The organism is Paenibacillus sp. XY044, from assembly GCF_002257645.1.
Classification (GTDB): Bacteria; Bacillota; Bacilli; order Paenibacillales; family Paenibacillaceae; genus Paenibacillus_AQ.
Window position 1 is genome coordinate 192717 of the sequence record NZ_NQMO01000002.1, and the last position, 24507, is coordinate 217223.

The window sequence follows — 24507 nt, forward strand, 5'->3', positions numbered from 1 at the left end:
CTATGGTCCGAGGCAAGAAATTTAAATAAACGGGTGATGCATATGTCTTACAGACCGATCATTACGAACGTCAGAGAAGCCAGCAGCAATGAAAAAAGCGGATTGTACGAATTCATTATCAACCTGGCTGACGGAACAGAGTGCCGTGCGTTCTATAACCGTTTTCCGGAATGGAAAATGACTAACATCAGCCGGTTGCAGAAAACTCCTTGTCCTGTATGCCGCAAAGACTTTATTTGCAAATGCATGGAGAGCTTTACAGGCGAGCTGGAACAGCAAATCGTCGAGAACCAATGGATTGATAAGGCGCTTGCCCAATAATATCATCCAGGAGATACGGTGCGGGATTATGAATCCCGTGCTTTTTTCTTTTTTACGGGTAATTGTAATGTTTCATGGTTAGCGGCTTGAATTCCGTGGCTATAAGGAAGATACTGGAGGTAAGGGGGGACTCGCCATGACCATGCAGCAAGGAAGCGCGGGTAAGCAAGAAGCGATTGTCCTGATTGACGGTGTCTGCAACTTATGCCAAGGGCTGACCAAGTTCATTCTCCAGCGGGATCCGGCAGGGATATTCCGTTTTGCCTCACTTCAGTCCGAGATCGGAGAGAAACTGCTCCGTGAAGGAGGGCTTCCGGTCGGAACATTAAATACTGTCGTTTTAATCGAAAACGGCCGCTATTACACCGAGTCTGCCGCGGCTTTGCGTATCGTGCGGCGCTTGAAGCAGCCTTGGCCGCTGCTGTATGCTTTTATCGTTGTGCCCGCGGCGCTTCGGAACGTCATCTACCGCTGGGTCGCACGCAACCGGTACCGCTGGTTCGGCAAGGAGGAGGCCTGCCTGCTGCCCACGCCTGAGATTAGAGACCGGTTTTTGTGAAAACAGTACGACGATAGACGTTTTTCTTTACGAAATCGTATTGTGTTTCCGGTCCGAATGTGATAAATTCTAAATTAAGTAAATACTTACCAATAACGGAAGCACCGTTTAACAACCGCCAAGGCGGGTTGTTGGACGGTGCTTTTTTGCTGTTCTGAAACGAGGAGGGATTCAATCGGGATGGTACCATACCGAATTACGCTTGCGGTCAAGGAGGCGCAGTATCTGGAGGGGCTGCTGCATTATGTCCACAGCAGCGAATTTGGAGACAAGCTGCATATATCCGGATTCACCAAGTTGGATGCTTTCATGAAGTATATGGACGGTGAGGAGACGCCCGACGCCGTCGTTGGAGAGGCAGCCTTTCTGGAACCTTGGCTTGCCCGGAAGAACAGCGAGTCGCCGAACTGGATCCTGCTCGGACATGGAGAGGCAGCCTCGATTCAAGGACCGGTGCTCCCCAAATATCAGCCTCTTCCGGAGCTGATGGCGTCCATTTTCGGATTTTGCCAGAAGGAAGGTGAGCGGCATGCGCTGCCGGTGACGGACGGGGAGGCCGTGACGATCGGCTTCGTCTCCGTCGTGGGCGGGAGCGGGAAGACGACCGCTGCCGTAAATATGGCCAAACAACTGGGAGCTGCCGGCCTGTCGGTATTCTATTTGAACCTCGAAACCGTGAACAGCAGCGGGATCTTTCCCAGACCGGGACGCAATGCGGAGAGTGCCGAAGGGCTGCCACGGATGCTGTATGAGCTGAAAGCGGCCCAGGAGGAGAAACATGCGCAGGCATTTGTATCCCCGGGACCGTATACCGTTCATCATCCGGGAATTCGTGCGGATTGGTTCGAACCCGTCACCAATTTGAAGGAGCTGGAACAATTGGGCCAATCCGATACGCGGAAGCTGCTCCACAGCATTGCGGCCAGCGGCCGGTATGATGTGGTGATTGCCGACACGGATTCCGGCGCGAACGAACGGCTGGCCGCCGTCCTGGAAGGATGCCGCCACCTCGTCTGGCTGATGCTGGACGACATTGCCAACCTGTACAAAAACGGGCAGTGGTTTGCGTATATGGAACGGAGCCAGCCGGAGCTGTTCGCCGAACTTGCCGGGAAGAGCCGGTACGTGGTCAACCGGTTTACCGGGCAGCTGACAAATCAGTTGCCCCCGTTCATTCCGGAGGTGGACGGCGTTCTGCCGAATATCCCTTCCTGGAAGCAGAACAGCAACGAAGAGCTGCTGCTCAGCTCGCCGATTTACCAGCGGGATATTCTCAAGCTGTGCAAATCCGTTCTGGGAAACTTATTCGTCACGGATTCCGGGGTAAGAGGATATGGATGAGCAGCTGTTCCGCGAGCTTCGCCAAGAAATCCGGTCCGGACTGGACGTGACTTCAGCGCTGGATAACCGGGAGCTGATGCAGTATATCGAGCGGACGGTGTTCAGGAGGCCGGAGCTTCGCGAGCTGACGGCACAGGAGAAGCGCAGCCTGATCCGGCGGATCTTCGACTCGTTCCGCGGGCTCGACATTTTGCAGCCTTTAGTGGACAATCCCGCGATTACCGAAATTATGATCAACAGCCACGAGGATATTTTTATAGAGCAGGACGGCGTGGTGTCTCGGCTGCCGCTGAAGTTCGAGTCGAGGGCGAGACTTGAGGACATGATCCAATCGATTGTCGCCGGCGTAAACCGCGTCGTCAACGAATCTTCGCCAATCGTGGACGCCAGGCTGAAGGACGGCTCACGGGTCAACATCGTCCTGCCGCCGGTCGCGCTGAAAGGGCCCACGATGACGATCCGCAAGTTTCCCGAATCGCCGATGACGATGCAGGATTTGATCGCCCGGAGAGCACTCAGTCAGGAGGCGGCCGTGTTCCTGCAGCAGCTGGTGGTGGGGAAGTACAACATCTTCATCAGCGGAGGGACAGGCTCGGGCAAAACGACGTTCCTGAACGCCTTGTCACAATTTATCCCATCGGACGAGCGGGTGATCACGATTGAGGATTCGGCTGAACTCCAAATTGTTACCGTCCCCAATTTGGTGGCTTTGGAGACCCGTAACGCCAACACCGAGGGAAGAGGGGAAATCGCCATCCGGGATTTGATCCGCTCCTCGCTTCGGATGCGTCCCAACCGGATCGTGGTGGGCGAGGTCCGGGGGAGCGAGGCGCTCGATATGCTGCAGGCGATGAACACCGGCCATGACGGAAGCTTGTCGACCGGCCATGCGAACAGCACCCGGGATATGATCAGCCGGCTGGAGACGATGGTGCTGAGCGGGGCGGATCTGCCCGTACCGGTCGTCCGCCAGCAGATCAGCTCTGCGATCGATATTTTTGTCCACCTGTCCAGGATGCGCGACCGCTCGCGGAAGGTAACCGAAATCAGCGAGGTGGCCGGGCTGGAGAACGGCGAGGTGCTTCTTAACCCGCTGTTTCGTTTTCGGGAGACCGGAGAGAAAGAGGGAAGGGTGGAGGGGGAGCTGGAATCGACGGGAAACGTATTGATTCATAGCAGTAAGCTTCAGGCTGCGGGTATCGCTGCAAAGAAGTGAAACGGACGATGTCTCAGGTTATGAAATTTCGGGAACTTCTGGGTGCTTGGCGCAGCATCTCAGTAAAGCCTCATTGTGTAGTTGAGTGGTTCCCCAGGGGGTGAAATGATGTTACGTGGACAGCAAGAGGCCGGGAACAGCGGGGACCGGCGGGACGCCGCAGTATTCAAGAAATCAGTGGGCATCCTCAGGAGGAGGAAAAACATGGACAGACCATCCCCTTCGGAAATTATGGGGAAGAAGCTTCCGGATTACCGAACCTATGAGCTGAACGGGTTCCAGCGCACGGCATGCGTTGCCATTGGGGGCGTGATATGTTTCGGAATCGGCTATTTGTTCTATCACCAATGGCTCGTAGCGCTGATCGTAGCTTCCGGCGGATTGCTCGTTCCGCGGTTTTGGAGGGCTCATCTCCTGGAGCGCCGCAGGACAGCGATGAATCTTCATTTTAAGCAGGCGCTGTATTCGCTGTCCTCATCACTGTCTGCAGGCAAATCGGTGGAGAACGGATTTAGGGAGGCGATTCAGGACCTGCGGATGCTCGACCAGGATGCGGAGAATGACCTGATTACCGAGCTGGGCATTATTTGCGCACGGATGGAATACGGCGAACCGGTCGAGGATGCCTTAAATGATTTCAGCCGCCGTGCGGCCATGGAGGATATTACGAATTTTGCGGATGTGTTTACGACGTGTAAACGCACGGGAGGGGACCTTGTCGAGGTGGTCCGGCATACCTCAACCGTGATCGGTGAGAAGCTGGACATCAAACAGGAGATTTCAGTCATGATCGCCCAAAAGAAATTTGAATCCAGGGCACTGCTGGCTGCGCCTGTCCTGATGCTGCTGTTTATGAACTTTACGGCCGGAGACTATATGCAGCCGCTGTACAGCAGGATGGGGATCGTGATCTCGACAGGAGCGTTGGCGGGCCTGGCCGGCTGCCTGATGTGGATTATGAAAATGATGAATATCAAGGTTTGAAGGGGGTGTAGGCATGAAGTTATTGGCAGCCGTGATGCTGGCTCTGCTGGCGGGAGGTTGGGTGGTGCAGAACCGGCGCTGCGGCGACAAGTATAAGCGAATGATGACATTGCCGATGGAAGGGATTCGGCTGAGGGCGGTGCTGCGGCCCATGCTGTATATCATCGACCTGTACAAGCTGACCGCGCGTTTTCCGCTCTTCTTCTTCCGGCTTCAGCGCTCAATCCAGAAGATTCATGGGCAGCGGTACAGCGTGGAGATGACGCTGCTGTATGCCGGCGAGATGATGTGTTACAGCTGGCTTGTGCTGATGCTTGGCTGCCTGCTGACGCTTGCCGCCGGAGGGAACACAGGTTTAATAATTGGAGGATTGCTGGCTATTCTGCTGCCGGCCGCGATGATTAAGGACCTGCACACGAAGGTCGATAACCGGGACCAGGATATTGCAATCGAGTTGGCCGAGCTGCTGAACAAGATCGTCCTGCTCGTCGGAGCCGGCGAGACGGTGCAGAAGGCCATCATGCGATGTGCACGTCAGAAGGAAGCCCAAAGGGATCATCCGCTTTATAAGGAACTGCTCCGGATGATCGATGATCTGGAAGGCGGATATTCCTTTCAGCAGTCGTTTGAAAACTTTAGCAAGCGCTGTGCCGTGCAGGAGGTATCTGCATTTACGACGGCCGTGCTGCTTAATTTGCGGCGAGGGGGCAGCGACTTTGCAATGGCTCTGAACGATTTGTCCCGGGGATTATGGGAGAAGCGCAAAGCTATAACCCGGACCCGCGGGGAGCAGGCTTCGTCTAAGCTCGTTTTTCCGATGATGGTCATTTTTATGATCGTGATTGTGCTGGTGGGCACACCGGCTTTTATGATGATGAACATGTAGGAGGAGTAAATATGCTGACAATGATACGGGGAAGCGCCAAGAAATTGTGGAAGGACGAGGAGGGGCTCGGAACGCTGGAAATGCTGCTGATTATCGTCGTGATCCTCATTATCGCGCTTCTATTTAAGAAACAGATCATGGAGCTTATCAACAAACTGCTGGCTAACGTCAACAAAAAAAGTGAAGAATTTACGAGCTAGGTTAAGCAGCTGTGAGGGAAGCTTTACGCTGGAAGCCTCCCTCGTCATGCCCGTCGTTCTGTTCACGACCATGATCCTGTTGTTTCTGTCCCTGTACATCTACCAGCAGAGCATGCTGCAGCAGGCGGCGTCAGCGGCTGCGGAGCGCACGGCCTACAGCTGGGACAACAGCCATAAAGAAGCGCTTGACGGTTCGGTGCCGGTCGATCAATACGACTCGCTGTATTGGCGAATGACAGACGATCAATGGCTTGGTGCATTGTTCGGCTGGGCAGGGGCCGGAAACTCGCAGACGGTACCCGTTCCAAGCACACCTTCCACGGAAGGGGAGCTGCCAGTGATCAAGCTGAGCAAAACCGGCTCGGCGATTCCGGCAGGCATGCAGGGGGAAATGAATTATCAGAATGCTTTGCTGCAGCGGAAGGTGACTGCCAGCTTAAATCAAATGATTTCCCTCCATCCGCTCGATACTTTGCTGGACGGCGGGAGCGGGCTCCAAACCTCCGGGAGCTCATTGGTCGTTGATCCGGTGGAATTTATCCGCAGCATCAGCCTGATGAGATACTACGGCTCGAAGTTCAAGAAGAATGATGCCGGCGAAGGGATCGATCGAGGAAACGCGGCCGGGGTGCTGGAGCAGCTTCAAGCTTCCGGAAGCAAGCCGTAGGCCCCGGAAAGGAGGAATGGCGTGTGTGCGGCATGAGACGCTTGGATAGTGGATCGGTATCCATCTTTCTTATTGGAGCTTTGGCATTTATTTTTGCGTTTGTTGCATTATTTATCGATTACGCCCGGATCGCGGCGATGAAGGCGCAGAGTGAGCGGATGGTCCGTGCGGCGGTTCGGTCGGTCATGTCATCGTACGACCCTGAACTGCAGGAAAAGTACGGACTCTTTGCATATGGCAGCCGCAGCGGCGATCAGATTATGGCGGTCGTGCTTAACAGTACGATGGACAAGGGTGACCGCAACGATCGGTTTGATCTGCTTCAGCTTCAGCTGGACACCTCATCGCTCAAGATGGAACGGATGCTGGGGGAGTATGACATTTTTAATAGGGAAGTCAGTGAGGAGATGAAGTATAAAGCGCCCATCGACTTTTCTCTTGAACTTGTAAGCAGGTTCAAACCGCTATCCGAGTCCATGAAGGAAGCTTCAGACACGGTGGATGTGCTGAGCAAGCTGCAGAAGCTGTATGACAAGCGCGAGGAAGCCCTTGATCAGATGCTGGCGGCCCAGAGAAAGGCTGGTCAAAGCCTGAAGGATGCTCCGGATTTGATCATGAGCACTGCCGGAGGGGCGATTCCGGACCAATCGCTGGGATCATCGGAAGTGATCACCGCGGCTGATATTGCCGCACAGTATACGGATTATGTGGATAAGGTTAATGAGGATGCAAACCGTGGCGAAGACGAAGAGGAGCAGTACGGTTCGGAGATCCGGGAATATAACCGCAGCTCAGGAAAGGTAATTACCCGGCTGCAGGGCATCCAGTCCTCGGCGGCCAAGAGCCATGCGAAGGAGATTCAGAAGGCCCGGGAGTATTGGGAGGAAGCCCGAAGCAACAACGAAAAGATGAAGGAAGTGATTGCGGAAGCCGGGAAACGCGGCGGAACCGAAGGCTATGATCAGGTCGGAAGCGCCGTGATTCCGGGGGCGACACCGGACGCTTCCGAAAGCGATCCCGGGGCGATTCATGGCATCCGGGACGGCATAGACCAGCTGCTGCTGACCGACAGTTTGCTTCAGGAATTGAATGCCGTAATTGAGACTCAAAAGAAGGATTATGATGCGCTTAACAACCAATTGCCTACTCTTATATCTTCCCTTGCTGAGTCTTCCGGAGTCCAAGGCAGTGCGGAGCGCATGAAAAATGAGGTGATTCAGGGACGAACTGCCGCTGAACGTTATGCCCATGATTACGCCATCTCAGGCAGCGGGAATAAGCTCGATCAAGTGGCCGGATGGCTGCAAGAGCATAGGGGATCTGACAAAGAGAGGAAAGTAAAAGAGAAGCAGAGCAAGGCCAAGCTGTCCGAAGCGGCGGGGATTTTGGAAAGCATTAATAAGCTGGACCAGAAAGTGAAGCAGCACAATGAGGAATACAAAGAGCTTCAGCAGTATTACGACGATAGCTTGACCTTTAATAAGGAAGATGCAGGCAGTGAGTATAAGGGAGCCGATCTTGACCATGATCCTTATGATGCGGGCAAATCGGCCATGAGGCAGACGGATTCGGTGTATGGATCCATGGCGGGGATGATGTCGGGTATTAAGAATGAGCTGTTCCAGAACGAATATGCCGCGTTGTATTTTACCCATTTTGACCTTGGGCTGCTGAAAGATACGGCGGCAAATCCGGGAAGCCAGATTGGGGATGCAGTTGCCGATGAAATGAGCGTAAGCCATCAAGAACTGGAGTACATCGTGTACGGCTTTCATAACCCGGTGGGCAACGTATCAGCGGCTTATGCCGAAATTTTTGCCGCACGGCTGGCGGTGCGGACGATGGAGGGGCTGGTAAAGAACAGCAAACTGGGAAATCCGCTGCTCGTGCTCGCAGCAGCTCTGCTGTATGGAGTAGAGATGGCCCTGGCTGACATGGTGAAGCTCTGCAAAGAAGGATCCGTGGAGCTGTCCAGTTACATCAAGATCCAAATGACGTACCGGGACTACTTGAGATTGTTCCTGCTGATCCACAGCGACAATGAGAAGAAAATGTCCAGAATGCTGGCGTTGATTCGTCTGAATACGGGAATTAATCCCGCAGAACGCGCCACGTATGCGTCCGGCGAAGTCCGGATCGGAATGAGGCTGTGGTTTCTGCCCGGCGTGATCCAGATGGCGGGTTATGCCGGAGGCAGTCCGGACAACGTGGAAGGAAACCGTTACTATGTTACGAAAAAAGCGGATTTTGCTTATTGATCGGCTGCACCGAATGGGTTGGGGTAGAGTTCTTGCTATCGCCAAGGCTTCTCCGAAGCGTGGAGATCGGGAACTGGGCAGCATCGTCCTGGAAGCCTCATTGGTGCTGCCCGTCTTTTTGTTCTTCGTCATTTTTCTGATTTATATCGTTCAGATGACGCTCATTTCTACGGCGCTGCAGAGCACCGTTTCGGATACCGTCAAGCTGGTGTCTTCTCATATTTATCCGGTAGCCCTGGCCATCCAGCCAGATGCGTCCGCAGGGACGGCGGACGAAACCAAGGAGCGTGACTCCGGAAGCTGGTCGGTTCCCGAGCTGTCCCTAAGCGAATGGGCGTCCCAATATACGGGTGCTCTCCCGTCCCCCCTGAAGGAATGGATGAATGAGGCGGTGGGACGGGCTGAAGCCCCGCTCCAGGATTTGAAAAATCAGACGGCAGAGGCGGTGCTCGATCCGATGATCAAACCGATATTGAAGCCTCAGATGCAAAGCCATTTTCTAAGCTACGAACGAATTCATGTTTCCAACATTCAAATCCCTAACCTTAAGAAAAGGACGGATCCGTACTTTGGTATTGAAGTAAGCTATGAGCTGCCGGTGAAGGTCCCGTTTATCAATAAGAAAATCGTGATTCAGGCCAAAGCACAGGAACGTCTGTGGATCGGCGAGACCGATGAAGAGGGCTCCGGGGAGGGGGAAGGGGATGGTGAAGGTCGCACCTCCATCATCATTTTATCTAAGCCGGATCCCGCTTATGTCGGCAAAAAGGCCAAGGTTCGCGCCAAGATCGCTCCAAACGGATCGGCGAATTTATCCGTGTTTTATAAAAGCGGCCAAAGCACCGCCAAATACTTGGGAGAAAAGCAGGCGGATGCGGACGGAACCATTGAATGGGAATGGTGGGTCGGACCTAACACCACGCCCGGGACCTGGCCCTTTGTGATCACGACATCGGACGGACAGCGGCTGGAAGTCATGTTTACCGTCGTCAAGGGATAAGCGTAAAACCCTCAATGGGGTCTACTGGAACTCATCAGTTGTGCTTAACCTCATTAGCCCGATGTCTATTTCGGTTCGTTGCTGGAGCAGTGAATTATAAAATTAAAACTACAAAATGAGTGGGAAGGGGATGCGATTATACCGTGAATCCAGCTATATATGGGTGTGCAATGCTGATCGCAGCCGCTTTTGTGACCGACATCCGGACGATGAAGATCCCGAATAAGCTTAATTTCAGTGCGATTATCGCGGGAATTACCTTCCACGGTATTTGGGACGGCTGGTCCGGGCTTGCTTTGGCAGGGAAAGGACTGGCAGCCGGATTCCTGATTCTGCTCGTCATGTATTGGATGGGGGCAGTCGGAGCGGGCGATGTGAAGCTGTTCGCCGGAATCGGCGCTTGGATGGGCGTTCTGTTTACGGTTCAGTGTGTGGTCTATTCCGTTATCTTTGCAGGAATCATAGGGCTATTGATTTCCCTATGGAGGAGGGACGCCATGAAGAGATTGCGCCAAGCCGCCGGGAGCCTGTCCGGATTTTTTGTATTAAGGACCTTGTCCGTTTTGAAGGGAAATCGGAAAGAGCAGCTTCGTTTTCCTTTTATGCTTGCGGTGCTGCCCGGATTTATATGCGTGTGCATGTATTTCTGAGCTTCCAGTTTACGAATAGATAAGTTCCTAGAGAGGCTTTTGGAGGTGAACATCTGTTTTGGAGTCCCTGACGCGTGACTTTATTCAACATGACGGAACCTTTATGGTCATTGGCCCTGCCGAAGGGTACAGTCCCCACGAACTGAACAGTATTGAATTATCCATGATTTCGGCCTCCCGGATTGCAAGATTTCTTCCGCTGCGCATGAAGGAGATGGATCTTCGGGCAACGCTCCAGTATGACATTACAGGCAAGAAGATGCTGTCCCATATGCTCAGGGGAGAGAAGCTCAGCATGCCGGATTATTACGGGCTATTGTGCCAGGTGGCCGGGACGCTGGAAGACAGTAAGTCCTACATGCTGCAACCGGACAAGTATGTGCTGGACGAGGATTACATTTTCGTTGAGGGGTCTCTCAACTCGGGAACGCTTTATTTTACCTATGTTCCACTGGAGGAGCCATTCCAGTCCAAGCCGCTTCGAATAAGGTTAAAGGAGCTAATCACGCGGCTGATGGCCACGGTGCAGGAGCTGAAGGGAAACGGTGTTCAAAGGCTGCTGCAGTTTACGGGAGACGAGGACTTTTCGGTCTCGGGCTTTAAAAGGCTCCTGTTGGAGCTGCTGACAGCCGAGGAGGATGGTGAACGTGGATATGCTGACCATTTGGGAGGCGTTCAGCCGTTAGAAGGGTACAGGGGCCATATTCAGCCGGCTAGCAGACCAGGATTATTAGGCGGCAGCCGTGTGTCGGCTACTGGAGTAAGAGAAGCAGATGGTGGAAGGCGTGCGGTTTCGTCCGGGACAGGTTCAGCGGTGGCAGCCGCTGCAAACGGGAGAGGGCATGAGCCTCTCTCATTTGTGAATGGCGTAAGAAACCCTGCGAGTGGAGCAAGGGCTATGCGCCCCGCAGAAGTTTCAGAGGTTGGCAGTGTAGTCCACTTTCATCCGGCACGAACCAAAGCCAGGGAAACCGAAGGGGATCGGCTGCGATCCATGCCGCTGCAGCAGGCAGACCGCCGGGGTCTTGAAAGGGACTCCTTTCCCGGAGTGGGCGGACTTCAGGAAGCGTTTGACCACTGGAACCGGAACCAGGACCGTGAAGATGCATCAGATTCAACCGAAGAGTCTGAATCAAGTGGAAAAACTGCGGGAAAGACCTATATTGCCTTGGGAGGCTCATTGTGCGCTGCCGTCATCTGGCGGATCATTTATATGCCGAACCCCACGACAAGTTCGCTGCTGATCAGTGTGCTATTGACGGTTTTGCTCGGTGCGGCGGCTTGGCTTGGATCGACAGGAAAGCTCAAGCTGGGACGTTCTTCGCACCAAGCGATGGAGGGGGGAATTCCGGACTTCGGGTCGGGTGAAATAGACGATGATGGCCATGCACCTTCCCGGAAAAGAACCCCCCGGTTTCAGGTGGAGCAGCTGACCGGATGGTTTGGTAAAGGCAGTAGGCGGAAGGAGCGCGATGATGACGGTTATGGAAAGGAAGATACCGAGCCGGACTGGAAATGGAAGTTTTCGCAGGATTTACTTGCAGCATCGACGGGTATCGAACTAAGGGGAGGAGGGCATGGGACAAGCGAAGCGGGTTTAACTGCGGTGGGCTCCGGTTCCAAAAGGAGCGGAACAGGGATCGGACGGGAAGAACGCGAGACTGCGGCCATCCGGGAAGACTATTCGGATATCCGGCAGCGTTTGTGGAGCCACCTCGAAGCAACGAATGCAGCCGGGGTTGAGCGTGCGGATGAAGATCATGTTGGAATGGATGGAAGTATCGAGTACGATTCCGATTCCGATCTGAGGGAAGGACATGCGATATTTGGCACCAGACAGAATAACGCCACCGTGCTTCTATCTGTTCCTATGGATGGCACTGCTGCCGGGAAAAACAATCGTTCTGGCGCTCCCGGCTATTACCTGATTCGGGAAGGGGAGCAAGGGAACCCCTCCGAACGGATCGAGCTGATGCTGCCGCATTTTGTGATCGGAAGGTCGGAGGAGGTTGCCCAGTATGTCGAGGCCTCCACGGGCACCTCGCGTGCGCATGTTGAGCTGACCAGAAGCAAGGAAGGCGGATACCTGATCAAGGATCTGGGCTCCCGCAACGGAACCAAGCTTCATGGGGAGCCGATGGTGCCCTACAAAGAGTACCCGCTGAAAGACGGGGACACCTTCACCATCGTCAGCGGCGTCTATACGTTCAAGGTGTCCTGAGAGGCGTTGTGGACGTTCAATCTTTCTCGCTGGAAAGGTTGTCCAGTGCCTCCTGAAGGCGAGGATATCGGAATTCAAAGCCCAACGCAAGCGCCTTGGCCGGAAGAATGCGCTGGCCTTCCAATATGATCAAGGATTGTTCACCCAAAACGGCTTTCATCATAAAAGAGGGCACCGGAAACCAATGCGGGCGGTGATACGCACGCCCCACGGCTCGTCCGAATTGATCATTGGTTACCGGCTCGGGAGCCGTGGCGTTCACCGGACCCTCGGCCGCCGGATGCGTCATGCAAAATTCGATCAGCCGGACGATGTCCTCCAGATGGATCCACGACAGCCACTGCCGGCCGCTGCCGATTTTGCCGCCAACCCCCAGTCTGTAAGGGAGACACATGATCGGAAAGGCCCCGCCCTGATTTCCGAGCACAACCCCGATGCGCAGCTTGACGAGCCGCACGCCCTGGATTTTGTCGGCAGCGTCTTCCCACTGGCTGACGACATCCGAAGGAAAATCCATTACCCGCGTCGGGCTGTTTTCGTCAAAGGTGTCTGTCCAGGAAGTACCGTAGACGGCAATGGCTGAGGCCTGGATGACGACTCCGGGCTTGCTGTGCAGCTCAGCAACGAGCTTGTCGATGGCATCCACGGTAGTGAGGCGGGATTGGATGATGCTGTCCTTCGCCTTGGCGGTCCACCGCTGGCTTAATGAAGAACCGGCCAAATTGACCACCGCATCTAAGCCCTCCATCAACTCGGGATGGTGTGCGATCTGATCCCACGTATACAAGGTCAGCCTAGGGTCGCGGGTTTGGCCGGGCGGAAGCTTGCGGGTGACGACGATCACCTCTTGTCCGTTTTGGAGCAAATGCTCTGACAGCGCACTGCCGATAAACCCGGTTCCTCCGCAAATGGCAACTTTCATCATACCTTCTCCTCCGAAGTTGATTTCATCATGTGTTATGTATAATAAATAACCCCCGGCAAGAGATCAGACTGTCGAAATGAACCATTTCTTCAATGTCAGCACTCCTGCACGGGGGTGTTCCGTCTATATGGGCTATTCTTTTTCCCGGTCCGGATTTCCGGAGAAGTCCTGAAACCTAGGACCGGCTGCGGATTATTTGTCCATCAGATGCTTATACGGCGTATAGTCAATCTGGTTCTTGTTCAGAAAGGCCACCAGGAATTTATTGTCCCGTTTCGGTGTTGCTTTAATATATCCTTGGATGCAGTGATCCTGCGACACTTCCTTGGCTCCGCTCTCCACCGCAATTTTACCGATTTCGGCTGCGATCGAATGCTTGGCGATATCCCGGAAGGGACCCGGTACCGGCTTCACCAGTTTGTCCAGAAACGCCTTGGATTCGTCCGTCCACAGATGCCGGCTGGTTTCGACCCAGTAATTCTGCCAGTCCAGCTTGGACTTGCCGTCGTTCTTCGGCAGCACCTTCAGAAATTTGCGGATCATGAAAAATCCGCCAATCACCATGCACACGAGCAAAATGATGGCCCACACAAATATGGAATTCATAAACGTGTTGGACGGCGTCGTTGCAGTCAGCAACTTTGTGCCCAGTGAACTATGCATATTTTCACCTCTATAAATCTTTTCTCGCAGTTATATTCCATTCTTTAGAATTATAACGCATTTATAGATTTATTTCATTATACACGATAAAATAAGGGATAATTCGTTTAAGGGGGATAAACCATGCTCAAAATTGGTTCTCACGTGTCCTTTTCGGACAAGGGACTGTTAACGGCAACCAAAGAAGCGGACACCTATGGATCGAGTTCGTTTATGATATATACCGGCGCACCGCAGAATACGCGGCGCAAGCCCATTGAATCGATGTATCTCGAAGAAGGCAAAGCCCTAATGAAAGAAAGCGGCATCGACGAAATCGTCGTTCACGCGCCTTACATCATTAACCTCGGCTCCTATAAGTCGAATACGTTTGAGCTGGCCGTAAACTTTTTGCAAGAGGAAATTCGCCGTACCCATGCCATCGGGGTCAAAAATATCGTGCTGCACCCCGGCGCCTACACCGACATGGATGCCGAATACGGCATTCAGCGCATCGCCGACGGCCTGAATGAAGTGCTGGACGGAACCAGCGAGACGGAGGTTCATATCGCGCTGGAGACGATGGCCGGCAAAGGCACGGAAATGGGACGCACGTTCGACGAAATCGCCCGCATGATCGACAAGGTGAAGCAAAACGAACGCCTGACGATCTGCATGGACACCTGCCACATTCATGACGCCGGTTATGATATCGTGGACGACCTTGATGGTGTACTGGAAGAGTTTGACCGTATCATCGGTCTGAATCGGATCGGCGTCGTTCATATCAATGACAGCAAAAATCCGCGCGGCGCCGCCAAGGACCGCCATACGCCAATCGGATCGGGCTGGATCGGCTTTGACGCCATCAACCGCGTTGTTAATCATGAGAAGCTGCAAGGACGTCCGTTCATTCTGGAAACGCCGTGGATCGGCAAGGATGCGAAGACGCAGCGGCCGATGTACGAGGTGGAGATTGCGCTGCTTCGTGGCAATGTCGGTGAACGCTTCGGCTCCGAGTTCCTCGGTCAGGTTGAACAGCTGCATTCTTTCTTTGACAAACAGGAGGTCGATTCGCGCCAATACGTGCTGGACGTATGGAATGTACTGAAGACCGATGCCAAGGCGAAGAAAGCCGATCCGCGCGAGCCGATGGAGCGCCTGTATGACATGATTATGGAAGCGGGACTGTTCCCTGAGCTCAGCGAGGAGCAGATCAATCTGCGCCTGACCGCCTGGTTTGCGGGTAAAGGGATTTTGGCATAAACCTGAATGGAATGACAGAGGGGCCATACGGGTTCAAGAGAGAGAACACGAGAGAGAGGAATGGATTTACACATGGAACTGCATGTCAAAAAGGGAAGCAACACGGGAAGTGCGCACGCCAACCGCGCAAGAATGCTGATTTCGTGTCCGGACGGTCCGGGAATCGTGGCGGCGGTATCGCATTTTCTGCATCAGCACGGTGCGAACATCGTCCAGTCGGACCAATATACGATGGATCCGGAAGGCGGCATGTTCTTCATGCGCGTCGAGTTCGACCTGCCTGAACTGGAGACGAGACTGCCGGAGCTGGAGAATCGATTCAGCGAGGTGGCGTCCACCTTCCGGATGGATTGGAAGATTCATAACGTCAGCCGGAAAAAGAAGCTGGCCATCTTCGTATCCAAAGAAGACCACTGTCTGGTCGAACTGCTGTGGCAGTGGCAGGCCGGCGACCTGGATGCCGAAATCGCCATGGTGGTCAGCAACCACCCGGATATGAAGGAATACGTCGAATCGTTCGGCATCCCGTACCATCACATTCCGGTGACGGCGGATACGAAGAAGGAAGCGGAGCAGCGCCAGCTTGAGGTCGTGGGCGGCGACATCGACGTGATTATCCTTGCCCGGTATATGCAGATCGTCTCGCCGTTCTTTATCGAGCATTACCGCAACCGGATCATCAACATTCACCATTCGTTCCTGCCGGCCTTCGTCGGCGGCAAGCCGTATGCCCAAGCGTATCAGCGCGGGGTAAAGATCATCGGGGCGACCGCGCACTACGTGACGGAGGAGCTGGACGGAGGACCGATCATCGAGCAGGACGTTCAGCGGGTCAGCCACCGCGACGATGTCAGCGAGCTGAAACGGATCGGCCGGACGATCGAGCGTGTCGTGTTGGCGCGCGCAGTGAAATGGCATACCGAGGACCGTATTCTCGTGCACGAGAACAAGACGGTCGTTTTTAACGGGTAACTCCACTGGCATCCTTGGCGCGAATTATTAGCGAAGGCGGCCAGGGTCTATGAATCATCGAAAAAGTGAATACAGTCTTTTTGCGTACGAGAGGCGCTCATTAGTTTCAGGAAGATGTGACGTGAATGCAGGGTTTGACCCCATCGCGTTCGTCAATAGGGTAAATGAATGGAGCTATAGGGATCGCCGTGCGCAACAAACAGTATGCATATCCATCCCGCTCTATATAGAGCGGGATTTTTTTGTCGAATTAGCCCTGTTCGGACAATTTATCCAAAATTATGAAAATATTTTACCAATTTCGCCGAATCCCTATAGTAGAATGACCAAAGAAGCCTGAGAGAAGAGAGGAGACAATCATGCAATCATTTCATCGCTACATAAGGCGGGTCGCACTCCCGGTTTTGCTTACCGTATGGGTGCTGCTGCTTCTGCCCGGAATGGGTGGCACCGCTCACGCGGATGATGCCCCTTCCATTTCGCTGAAAACCGAAATCGGTTACGGCGGCAAAATGAAAATGGGCAGCTGGAATCCCGTCAAACTGACCCTCACCAGCAGCCAGGATATATCCGGGGATCTGGTCATTCAGATCAACAGCGGACTGGCTCCGACCACTTACGTTCAGCACGTCGAGCTGCCGAAGGATACGGCCAAGGTCGTCGTTATGGGCGTTCCGGGTGACAGCTTCACCAAGGATAACAATGAAATCCGCTTTTATAAAGATTCTTTTCAGAAGGGCAAGCTGATCAGCTTCAGCTCCGGCACGCCTTATTTGAAAGGCATGTCTGTGACGGCTTCCAATGTGGCCGTTCTGTCGGAGGATCCCGACACGATGAATTTTTTGAACGTGCTGCGGAGCAGCGGGTATGATCTGAACGTTCTTCCGCTTAAAAATACGGATTTGCCGGAGGACCCCATGCTGCTGGACAGCCTCGACGTCATCGTGCTGAACCGTTATGCCTCAGACACCTTGTCCAAAGGGCAGGCCGCAGCCGTAGAGCAGTGGGTGCGGTCCGGCGGCGAGCTGGTTCTTGCCGGCGGTGCGGCGTATCCGAAAACGGCGGCCGCTTTCGAGGGGATCGCCCCGGTTCAGTATACGGGCACTTACACGGCGTCATCCCTTCCGGAGCTGGCCAAGCTGGGCGGCAAGCCGCTGGAGCTGGGCGGTGAGCTCACGCTCTCCGACGCTTCTCGGGTGGAAGGCGGAGAGGTCATGTACCAGGCCGGCGGCAAGCCGCTCATCGCCTCCCGCCAGGTAGAGCAGGGCGGCGTGCTGTATGCGGCCTATGATTTGTCGATGGAACCGCTGGCTTCCTGGAGTGGTCACCCGTCCGTCTGGTCATATCTGCTAAGGGATCACCTGGCGCTGTCCAATCAGCCGAACAACAAGTTCAATATGAAGCAGAGCCAGATGTACAATCTCATTAACGTGCTGGATTATTTTCCTTCGCTGAAAATGCCGTCTTTTCCGGCCATGGCCTGGCTGCTCATTATTTATGCCGTGATTGTGGCTCCCGTGCTGTACTGGATTTTGAAAAGGGCCGACAAACGCGAATGGGCCTGGTGGATCATTCCGCTCATCGCCGTTATCGCCAGTGGTGCCGTCTACATGATTGGGGCGGCGGATAAAACCAAGCAGCTCGCCCATACCATCAACATGCTGGAACTGGACGGGAAGGGCAATGCTTCGGAAGTCAGCGCTTCGGCGTTCTTTACGCCTCGAAGCGGGAAATACACGATCGATTTTCCGGCGCACACCTATCTGACGGTCGATCGGACCAACGGGGCTTTCAGCAGCTCGAACCGCTCGAGCAGCTTTGTGGAGGTCGGTGATCAGGCGACCCGTTTGACCTTGAGTGATATGCCGCAGTGGTCCCTCGCGAAGGTATGGTCCAATCGCCGGGAAAACCGGAAGGTCGGCCAGTACGAGGTGAAGATCCAGCTGGACGCCAAGGGCAATATCGGAGGCCAAGTGACGAACAACACTTCCTATAACTTGAATCACGCGGTGCTGGTGCTAGGCGGCAGCCTGTTCGAACTTGGCGACCTCGGCAAAGGAGAAACGAAGCCGCTGTCGGCTGCCAGCAAACCGACCGCCGTTAATCCGTACAATATGGCCAACCAGATTTTTGGCAACCAGACCGGAGGACAGGCGGATGAATTTACGCGGGAACGGGAAATTCTCATGACCACGGTTCCAAACACGACATGGTATCAATCCGGCTCCTACGTGATGGCCTGGAGCAAGGATGCGCTGGTCAGCTACACCATGGAGGGCAAGAAGCTGGAAGGCAGTCAGCTGAACCTGTGGGCTCAGCCGATTTCTATCGATTGGTCGCAGGGCGGACAGCCGAACATTCCTTTCGGGTTTATTCAGCCGAAGGTAACGCAAATATCGTCGCCGGGGTGGTATGAGGATCCGAGCGGAACCACCGAAATGGATCAAGGCAGCATCACGTTCGAATATACGGTGCCTGCGCTGAAGAAGGATGCCTCTGCCGTGCTGACTCTCAGTGCGAACAATCCCGGGAAGAAAACGGAATACCGGATTTTCAACAATGACAAGCAGGCGTGGGATCCGGTAACCTGGGATGCCACCAAGCAGTGGAAGGCCGAGCAGAACGTCCATCAATACCTGGCGGGCGGCCGGATCCGCCTGATGCTGACGGCCAAGGAGCATGTCCAGTTGAAACTTCCGGAGATCAGCCTGAAGGGAGCGGAGAAGCCGTGATCGAAATCGAACATTTAACGAAAACTTATGGGAGCTTTCAGGCGTTAAAAGATATTAATATGTACATTCCGCAGGGAACGGTTTTCGGATTCGTCGGTCCGAACGGGGCCGGCAAGTCGACGACGATGTCGATCTTGGCCACGCTCATGCTGCCCACATCGGGCACCGCGAGAGTTGACGGCTTTGAAGTGACCGAACATCCCAAGGAGGTTCGCAAAAGAATCGGCTACATGCCGGACTTCTTCGGAGTCTATGACCAGCTGAAAACGACGGAGTATCTGCATTTTTACGGAGCCAGTTACAATATCCCGCGCGGGGAGCGGGACAAATTGATCCCTCAACTGCTGGAGCTCGTCAACCTGAGCGACAAAGCGGACACCTACGTCGACAGCCTGTCACGGGGGATGAAGCAGCGCCTCTGCCTGGCCAGATGTCTGGTGCATGACCCCAAAGTGCTCATTCTCGACGAACCGGCATCCGGGCTCGACCCGCGGGCGCGCATCGAAATGCGCGAAATTCTGAAGGAACTGAAGCTGATGGGCAAAACGATCATCATCTCCTCGCACATCCTGCCCGAGCTGGCGGAGATGGTCGACGAAATCGGCGTCATCGAGCATGGGCAAATGGTCGCCCAAGGCCGGGTAGCCGATATCCAGAGCCGTCTCCGCGTCAAAAAAGTGCTGCATATCCGTTCGCTGGACAAGGAAGAGGAGCTTGCTGCACGGCTGCGGGACGAACCTTTCGTCAGCGGCGTGCTTGCCGACAATACCGGCATTCATGTTCATTTCGGCGGCGGGGATGAGGATCAAGGAGCTTTGCTCCAGCGAATCGTCTCATGGGGTTACCCCGTGCTGTCGTTTCACGAGGCGCAGACCAATCTGGAAGACGTATTCCTCGAAATTACGAAAGGAGGGCCCGCGACATGAATTGGACGCGAAAATGGATCAATCCCGTGCTGGATAAGGAATTCCGGCTGCGGATGCGGACCCCCCGGTCGGCGATTTCCTTGATGGTTTATATTCTGGTGCTTGGGCTGATCGCCCTGGGCTTCATTTATGTGAGCATGTACCTCGGCAGCAGCGGCGGGCAGACCCGATTCAACTCGGGCATGGGTCAGATCATGTTCTATGTGCTGAGCTTTGCGCAGCTGGTGCTGATCGCATTTATGGCGCCGGCGCTGACGGCTGGTGTCATCAGCAGCGAACGGGAAAAGCAGACGCTCAGCATGCTGCTTACTACCCAGCAGAGCTCGTCGACGATCATTTTGAGTAAGCTGGTGTCCTCGCTCAGCTTTATGGCGCTGATCGTGGTGGCGACGCTGCCGGTGTACAGCATCGTGTTTTTGTATGGCGGCATCTCCCTGAATCAGCTGGTCTCGCTGTTCCTGTTCTATCTGTTCATTATGCTGATGCTGGGATCGCTGGGCGTTCTTTTCTCAACGCTGCTCAAGCGGACCATGATTTCCGTCATCGTGACCTATGGCGTGGGATTGTTCATCTTTTTGCTCACCGGACTGTTGTACCTGTTCGCGCTGAGCATGGTTCAGAATCAAAATGCACAATTAGTGCTGCAGCCGGATTACTCCTGGGTTGGTTTTATCCTCGGTCTGAATCCGGCGGCGGCGTTGATCAGCTTATTCGAACCGAGCTTCTCCAAACAGGCTTTCCTCGTCCGGGGAACGACGCTCAACGCGGATGCGCCGATTCAGCTGTGGCAGGAATTTCTGCTGGTGTACAGCGTGGTCATCGTCGTGTCGCTCTGGATCAGCATCCGCCGGATTCGTCCGGTTCGCCGGAGAAGGAAGCATACAGAGGCAGACGGCATGGATGGCGGAGCAACGATGGAACCTGTGAAGTAAGAGCAGGACGGGGTTGTAAGGACACTTGCTGAGTATTTATGGGAGTTGACCATGATTGCTTGGCATGAGTGCCGGTGAACCGAGTGCCGATAAACGCGAACAGGCGTCTAAGATGGAAATAACATGCACTGAGCACCCTTTGGCGCACGATATGATCCGAAAAGGAGGTGGCAACCATGGACCCGATCATGCAGGCGATTCACCGGGCCCGCGCCCGGCTGCAGCTCTTTAGAATGCTGAAGTATGTAGTATTCGGGTTGTTCGGAGGTTTGACGGCTGCACTGCTTTTCCTGCTCGCTGCCCGGCTGTGGCCGATCCCGTCTTACCGGCTGGCCGCTGCAGGGCTGGCGGCAGCAGGAGCGGCCGCTGGTCTGGCCGCTGGGCTGCTGCACCGCATCGGCGTGAAGGAAACGGCTGAGGCGATGGACCTCGCCTGCGGCAGCGCGGAGCGAAGCGACATGATGGTGACCGCATTGTCCTTTGCCGGGAACGACTCTACAGCGGCACGATGGCAGCGGACCCAGGCCGCCGAATACGGACGCCTGTTTACGGCACAGCTGAAGACAAGGCTGAGAAGGCCGAAGCTGACGAAGTGGTGGGCTGGCTGCGGCGGGGGGCTTGCCGTATGCCTTGCTCTCGCGCTGCTGCCAAGCCCGATGGACGACAAGCTTGCCCAAGCGGTGGAGCAGAAGCAGTGGGTTCAGGAGCAGCGGAATAAAACGGAGGATCTGGTGAAGCAGCTCGAAACGAAGAAGCTGGATCAGACGGCGAAAAAGCCGCTGGACGACCATCTTAAGACGCTGCAGAAAGAGCTGGACGGGACCAAGGATCCGGACCGGGCGCTGGAGCAGCTGGAGAAAACGATGAAGGCGATGGAGCAGACGGCCAAACAGCAGGAAGAGAAGGCGCGAAACCTGTCGGAGCTGGGCCGGAAGATGCAGCAGACGCCTCAGCTGTCTTCCATCGGGAAGAGCCTGGAACAGAAGGATCAGGCCGCGATGAAGAAAGAGCTGGACCAGCTGAAACAGCAGATCCAGAAGTTGTCGCCGGATGAGAAGGAACAGCTGCGGGAGGCTCTGAAAAAGATGGCCGAAGAGGCCGGGAAGAAGCAGGACACCAAGGCCCTTCAGGAAGCGCTGAACAAAGCGGAGCAGGCGCTTGCCGGCACGGACCCTTCCAAGCTGGATGAAGCCCTGAAGGGGCTGGAGGATGAATTGGCCAAGGCGATCGCAGCGGGCCAGGCGTCTTCCAGTCAATCCGACGCCGCTTCGGCATTGGCCGCAAGCCTGGCGATGCAAGGACTTGGCCTGGCTTCGCAAATGACGGCGGCCGGCATGCCTGTATCGGATGCATGGGCCACTGGCGGTGCGGCGGAGCAGCTGGCTCTGGCGGATTCAGCCGGGATGGGCGATCCTTCGGACAGCGGCGGAGGCGATGCATCGGAGCCGGTTGACGGGGCTAGCCCAGCCGGCGGCCAAGGCAGCGGTCCCGGCCAGGGCTCCGGCAGTGGATCCGGTAGCGGCTCCGGTTCCGGCGCCGGTCAGGGCGGATCCGGACGGGGCGGGGCCGGCCAAGGGCAGGGCCCTGGCGCAGGCCTTGGCCAAGGCGGCCGCGAGCTGGTGACGACGCCGCGGACGATGGAAGGCAAAGGGAATGTCCAGGCGGACACCGGCCCGCTCCAAGGAGGCGGCGGAACGGTCCAAAAAGGCGGTGTGGCTCCGGGAGTCGAGGGAGCGAGCCGGCCTTACGAGGAAGTGTACAAGGAATATGAGGCCGAAGCCAAAAAATCGCTGGGGCGCAGCGAGCTGCCGCAGCAGATGCAGGGCCTGGTCGAGGAATACTTTACAGGAATTAATCCGAATCCCTGATTCGACATATTAGGAGGAAGGCTAATGCTGGATACGCAAATTCAACCGGAAGCTTGGAAGGAGACCATATCCCGGGTTCGGGGGCAGATCGCCGAGGTGATCGTGGGCCAGCAGGAGGTCGTCGAGCAGATGCTGTGGTGCATCTTCGCGGGAGGGCATGCCCTTCTTGAAGGCATTCCCGGTCTGGGCAAAACGATGCTGGTCCGTACCATTGCCGACACGCTCGACCTGTCGTTCTCGCGCATCCAGTTTACGCCGGATTTGATGCCGAGCGACATTACGGGGACGCAGGTCATTTCTTTCGGCCGCCAGGGGGAGACCTCGATGTCCTTTCAGCGCGGGCCGCTCTTCAGCAGCATCGTGCTGGCGGACGAGATCAACCGGGCGACCCCGAAAACGCAGAGTGCTTTGCTGGAGGCGATGCAGGAGAAAACGGTGACGGTCGGCAGCGAGACGCATGTTCTGCCGAGACCGTTTTTCGTCCTGGCGACGCAAAACCCGCTTGAAAACGAAGGAACCTATCCGCTGCCGGAAGCGCAGCTGGACCGGTTCCTGCTCAAAATTCTCGTGCCGTATCCGGGAAGCGAGGAACTGAAGGAAATCGTCCGGCGGACGACGACGAACCATCAGCCCGAGGTCCGGAAGCAGGCCGGTGCCGAAGAGCTGCTTGAAATCCAGCAGGGGGCAAGGGAAGTGCTGGTTGCCGAAGAAGTGCTGGATTATGCGGCCAGGCTCCTGATGATGACCCATCCGGAAGAGGCATCGGCGCCGGAGGGCGTCAAAAAGTACGTGCGCTTCGGTTCGGGACCGCGCGGCATCCAGTCGATCATTTCGGCGGGGAAGGTCCGGGCGGTCTGTCAGGGGAGGATGCACCTGTCTACAGGCGATATTCACGCTGTTGCGGTGCCGGCATTGCGGCACCGGATATTTCTGAACTTTGAAGGCCAGGCCATGGGCGTTACGACGGACCAAGTGATCCGCGAGATGCTGGAGCGGGCGGAGGCGCAGGGATGAGCGCGGAATACCTGCTGCCCCCGGACTGGATGGTCCAGCTGGAGCGGATGAGCCTTGGTTCTGCGAAGCGCGTGGCCGGTACCCTGCAGGGCAAGCGGCGCTCCAGCCGGCTCGGCTCCTCGCTCGAATTCGCCGATTACCGGCCCTACGCGCCCGGGGATGATATCCGCCGGTTCGACTGGGGCGTGTATGCGCGGACAGGCAAGCCGTTCGTCCGGCAATTTATGGACGAGCAGGAGCTGATGGTCAGCCTGTACGTGGACTGCTCGGCATCGATGGACTTTGGAGGCGGGACGGAGGGACGCGAAGGGAAGGAAGCGATTCCCTCCAAGCTGCGGTATGCGAAACAGCTGGCCGCCAGTATCGGATATGTCGCGCTGTGCTCTTACGAAAGGCTGCAGGCCTGCTGCTTCAGCAGCCGGATCGACGGGCGGCTGCCTGTGCTCCGCGGGCGCGGGGCGGCCCATCGCCTGTTTCGTTTTCTGCTGGACGCGGCCCCTGGTGAAGAAGGGAGCCTCGCGGCCGCCTTTAGCGCACCAGGGGCGATGCCCAGGCTGCCGGGGATGACCTGGATCTTCTCGGACTTTTGGCTGGATGAACGGGAGGAGGATCTCGGGCTGATGCTGAGCCGCCTAAGAGGGGCGGGGCAGGAGGTCGTACTCGTTCAGGTGCTGGCCCCGGAGGAAATCGACCCGGCCTACAGCGGCGACCTAAGACTGATCGACAGCGAGCTGGGCACCGGGAAGGATATCGCCTTCACCGGCAAAGTGTTACGGGCCTACCAGGACGAGCTTGAACGGTATCAGGAATACCTGATGAAGCTGGCTGCAGATCGCGGCATGACCTTCATCCGGGTTTCGACAGATATGAGCCTGCAAAAGGCGGTGTTTGGCGTAATGGCGGAGGCAGGTCTCGTCATCGCCTGAC

General features: G+C 55.6%; 23 protein-coding genes. 21 read left to right on the plus strand and 2 right to left on the minus strand.

The genetic code is table 11. The features are described from left to right. Positions 1-42 precede the first annotated feature (42 nt). The 12 genes from CJP46_RS09070 (at position 43) to CJP46_RS09125 (ending at position 12303) form a co-directional block, all read left to right on the plus strand. Positions 43-321 carry a hypothetical protein gene (locus CJP46_RS09070; protein ID WP_094595296.1) on the plus strand — a complete coding sequence of 93 codons (279 nt, stop codon included), beginning with the start codon at positions 43-45 and terminating at the stop codon, positions 319-321. A 136-nt stretch (positions 322-457) separates the two neighbouring features. Further along, the gene (locus CJP46_RS09075) at positions 458-880 is read left to right on the plus strand and encodes a thiol-disulfide oxidoreductase DCC family protein (RefSeq protein ID WP_256992272.1); all 423 of its coding nucleotides are present in this window, start codon (positions 458-460) and stop codon (positions 878-880) included. A 180-nt stretch (positions 881-1060) separates the two neighbouring features. Further along, positions 1061-2221 carry a P-loop NTPase family protein gene (locus tag CJP46_RS09080; protein WP_094595297.1) on the plus strand — a complete coding sequence of 387 codons (1161 nt, stop codon included), beginning with the start codon at positions 1061-1063 and terminating at the stop codon, positions 2219-2221. Beyond that, the gene (locus tag CJP46_RS09085; protein ID WP_094595298.1) at positions 2214-3437 is read left to right on the plus strand and encodes a TadA family conjugal transfer-associated ATPase; all 1224 of its coding nucleotides are present in this window, start codon (positions 2214-2216) and stop codon (positions 3435-3437) included. Before CJP46_RS09080 ends, CJP46_RS09085 begins: the two co-directional genes overlap by 8 nt. Before the next feature lie 204 nt (positions 3438-3641). Continuing rightward, on the plus strand, positions 3642-4421 hold the full coding sequence (locus CJP46_RS09090) for a type II secretion system F family protein (RefSeq protein ID WP_256992273.1): 780 nt from the start codon (positions 3642-3644) through the stop codon (positions 4419-4421). Between the two features lie 13 nt (positions 4422-4434). After that, a complete protein-coding gene (locus CJP46_RS09095; RefSeq protein WP_094595299.1) occupies positions 4435-5307 on the plus strand; it encodes a type II secretion system F family protein in 873 nt (290 codons plus the stop codon). A gap of 11 nt (positions 5308-5318) precedes the next feature. Next, positions 5319-5507: a Flp1 family type IVb pilin gene (locus CJP46_RS09100; protein ID WP_094595300.1), complete on the plus strand. Its 189-nt coding sequence runs from the start codon at positions 5319-5321 to the stop codon at positions 5505-5507. Next, entirely contained in the window at positions 5488-6174 is a 687-nt protein-coding gene (locus CJP46_RS09105) for a TadE family protein (RefSeq protein ID WP_256992274.1), read from the plus strand. The genes CJP46_RS09100 and CJP46_RS09105 overlap by 20 nt, the downstream gene beginning before the upstream one ends. 32 nt (positions 6175-6206) lie before the next feature. Further along, positions 6207-8432, plus strand: a complete 2226-nt coding sequence (locus tag CJP46_RS09110) for a hypothetical protein (protein ID WP_094596113.1) — start codon at positions 6207-6209, stop codon at positions 8430-8432. Further along, a complete protein-coding gene (locus CJP46_RS09115) occupies positions 8401-9432 on the plus strand; it encodes a TadE/TadG family type IV pilus assembly protein (RefSeq protein ID WP_143812946.1) in 1032 nt (343 codons plus the stop codon). The genes CJP46_RS09110 and CJP46_RS09115 overlap by 32 nt, the downstream gene beginning before the upstream one ends. A gap of 170 nt (positions 9433-9602) precedes the next feature. Then, entirely contained in the window at positions 9603-10082 is a 480-nt protein-coding gene (locus CJP46_RS09120) for an A24 family peptidase (RefSeq protein ID WP_094595302.1), read from the plus strand. Between the two features lie 58 nt (positions 10083-10140). Further along, a complete protein-coding gene (locus CJP46_RS09125) occupies positions 10141-12303 on the plus strand; it encodes an FHA domain-containing protein (RefSeq protein WP_256992275.1) in 2163 nt (720 codons plus the stop codon). Between the two features lie 16 nt (positions 12304-12319). Here CJP46_RS09125 and CJP46_RS09130 read toward each other — a convergent pair whose 3' ends face one another. Then, entirely contained in the window at positions 12320-13225 is a 906-nt protein-coding gene (locus CJP46_RS09130) for a TIGR01777 family oxidoreductase (RefSeq protein ID WP_094595303.1), read from the minus strand. A 195-nt stretch (positions 13226-13420) separates the two neighbouring features. Next, on the minus strand, positions 13421-13891 hold the full coding sequence (locus CJP46_RS09135) for a DUF2621 family protein (protein ID WP_094595304.1): 471 nt from the start codon (positions 13889-13891) through the stop codon (positions 13421-13423). 123 nt (positions 13892-14014) lie between these two features. Here CJP46_RS09135 and CJP46_RS09140 point away from each other — a divergent pair, with 123 nt between their 5' ends. The 9 genes from CJP46_RS09140 to CJP46_RS09180 all read left to right on the plus strand — a co-directional run bounded on the left by CJP46_RS09140 (position 14015) and on the right by CJP46_RS09180 (position 24506). Then, positions 14015-15136: a deoxyribonuclease IV gene (locus CJP46_RS09140; RefSeq protein ID WP_094595305.1), complete on the plus strand. Its 1122-nt coding sequence runs from the start codon at positions 14015-14017 to the stop codon at positions 15134-15136. 72 nt (positions 15137-15208) lie between these two features. Further along, complete coding sequence (gene purU, locus CJP46_RS09145) at positions 15209-16108, plus strand: formyltetrahydrofolate deformylase (RefSeq protein WP_094595306.1); 900 nt, start codon at positions 15209-15211, stop codon at positions 16106-16108. Positions 16109-16157: 49 nt separating this feature from the next. Continuing rightward, positions 16158-16448 (plus strand): hypothetical protein, encoded by a 291-nt coding sequence (locus CJP46_RS09150; RefSeq protein WP_143812947.1) that lies wholly within the window; start codon positions 16158-16160, stop codon positions 16446-16448. A 19-nt stretch (positions 16449-16467) separates the two neighbouring features. Next, positions 16468-18840 (plus strand): DUF7408 domain-containing protein, encoded by a 2373-nt coding sequence (locus CJP46_RS09155; RefSeq protein WP_094595308.1) that lies wholly within the window; start codon positions 16468-16470, stop codon positions 18838-18840. After that, a complete protein-coding gene (locus CJP46_RS09160) occupies positions 18837-19766 on the plus strand; it encodes an ABC transporter ATP-binding protein (RefSeq protein ID WP_094595309.1) in 930 nt (309 codons plus the stop codon). The genes CJP46_RS09155 and CJP46_RS09160 overlap by 4 nt, the downstream gene beginning before the upstream one ends. After that, the gene (locus CJP46_RS09165; protein WP_094595310.1) at positions 19763-20698 is read left to right on the plus strand and encodes an ABC transporter permease; all 936 of its coding nucleotides are present in this window, start codon (positions 19763-19765) and stop codon (positions 20696-20698) included. The genes CJP46_RS09160 and CJP46_RS09165 overlap by 4 nt, the downstream gene beginning before the upstream one ends. A 176-nt stretch (positions 20699-20874) precedes the next feature. After that, entirely contained in the window at positions 20875-22566 is a 1692-nt protein-coding gene (locus CJP46_RS09170) for a hypothetical protein (protein ID WP_094595311.1), read from the plus strand. Positions 22567-22590: 24 nt separating this feature from the next. Next, positions 22591-23580 carry an AAA family ATPase gene (locus tag CJP46_RS09175; protein ID WP_094595312.1) on the plus strand — a complete coding sequence of 330 codons (990 nt, stop codon included), beginning with the start codon at positions 22591-22593 and terminating at the stop codon, positions 23578-23580. Continuing rightward, a complete protein-coding gene (locus tag CJP46_RS09180) occupies positions 23577-24506 on the plus strand; it encodes a DUF58 domain-containing protein (RefSeq protein WP_094595313.1) in 930 nt (309 codons plus the stop codon). Before CJP46_RS09175 ends, CJP46_RS09180 begins: the two co-directional genes overlap by 4 nt. Position 24507 lies beyond the last annotated feature (1 nt).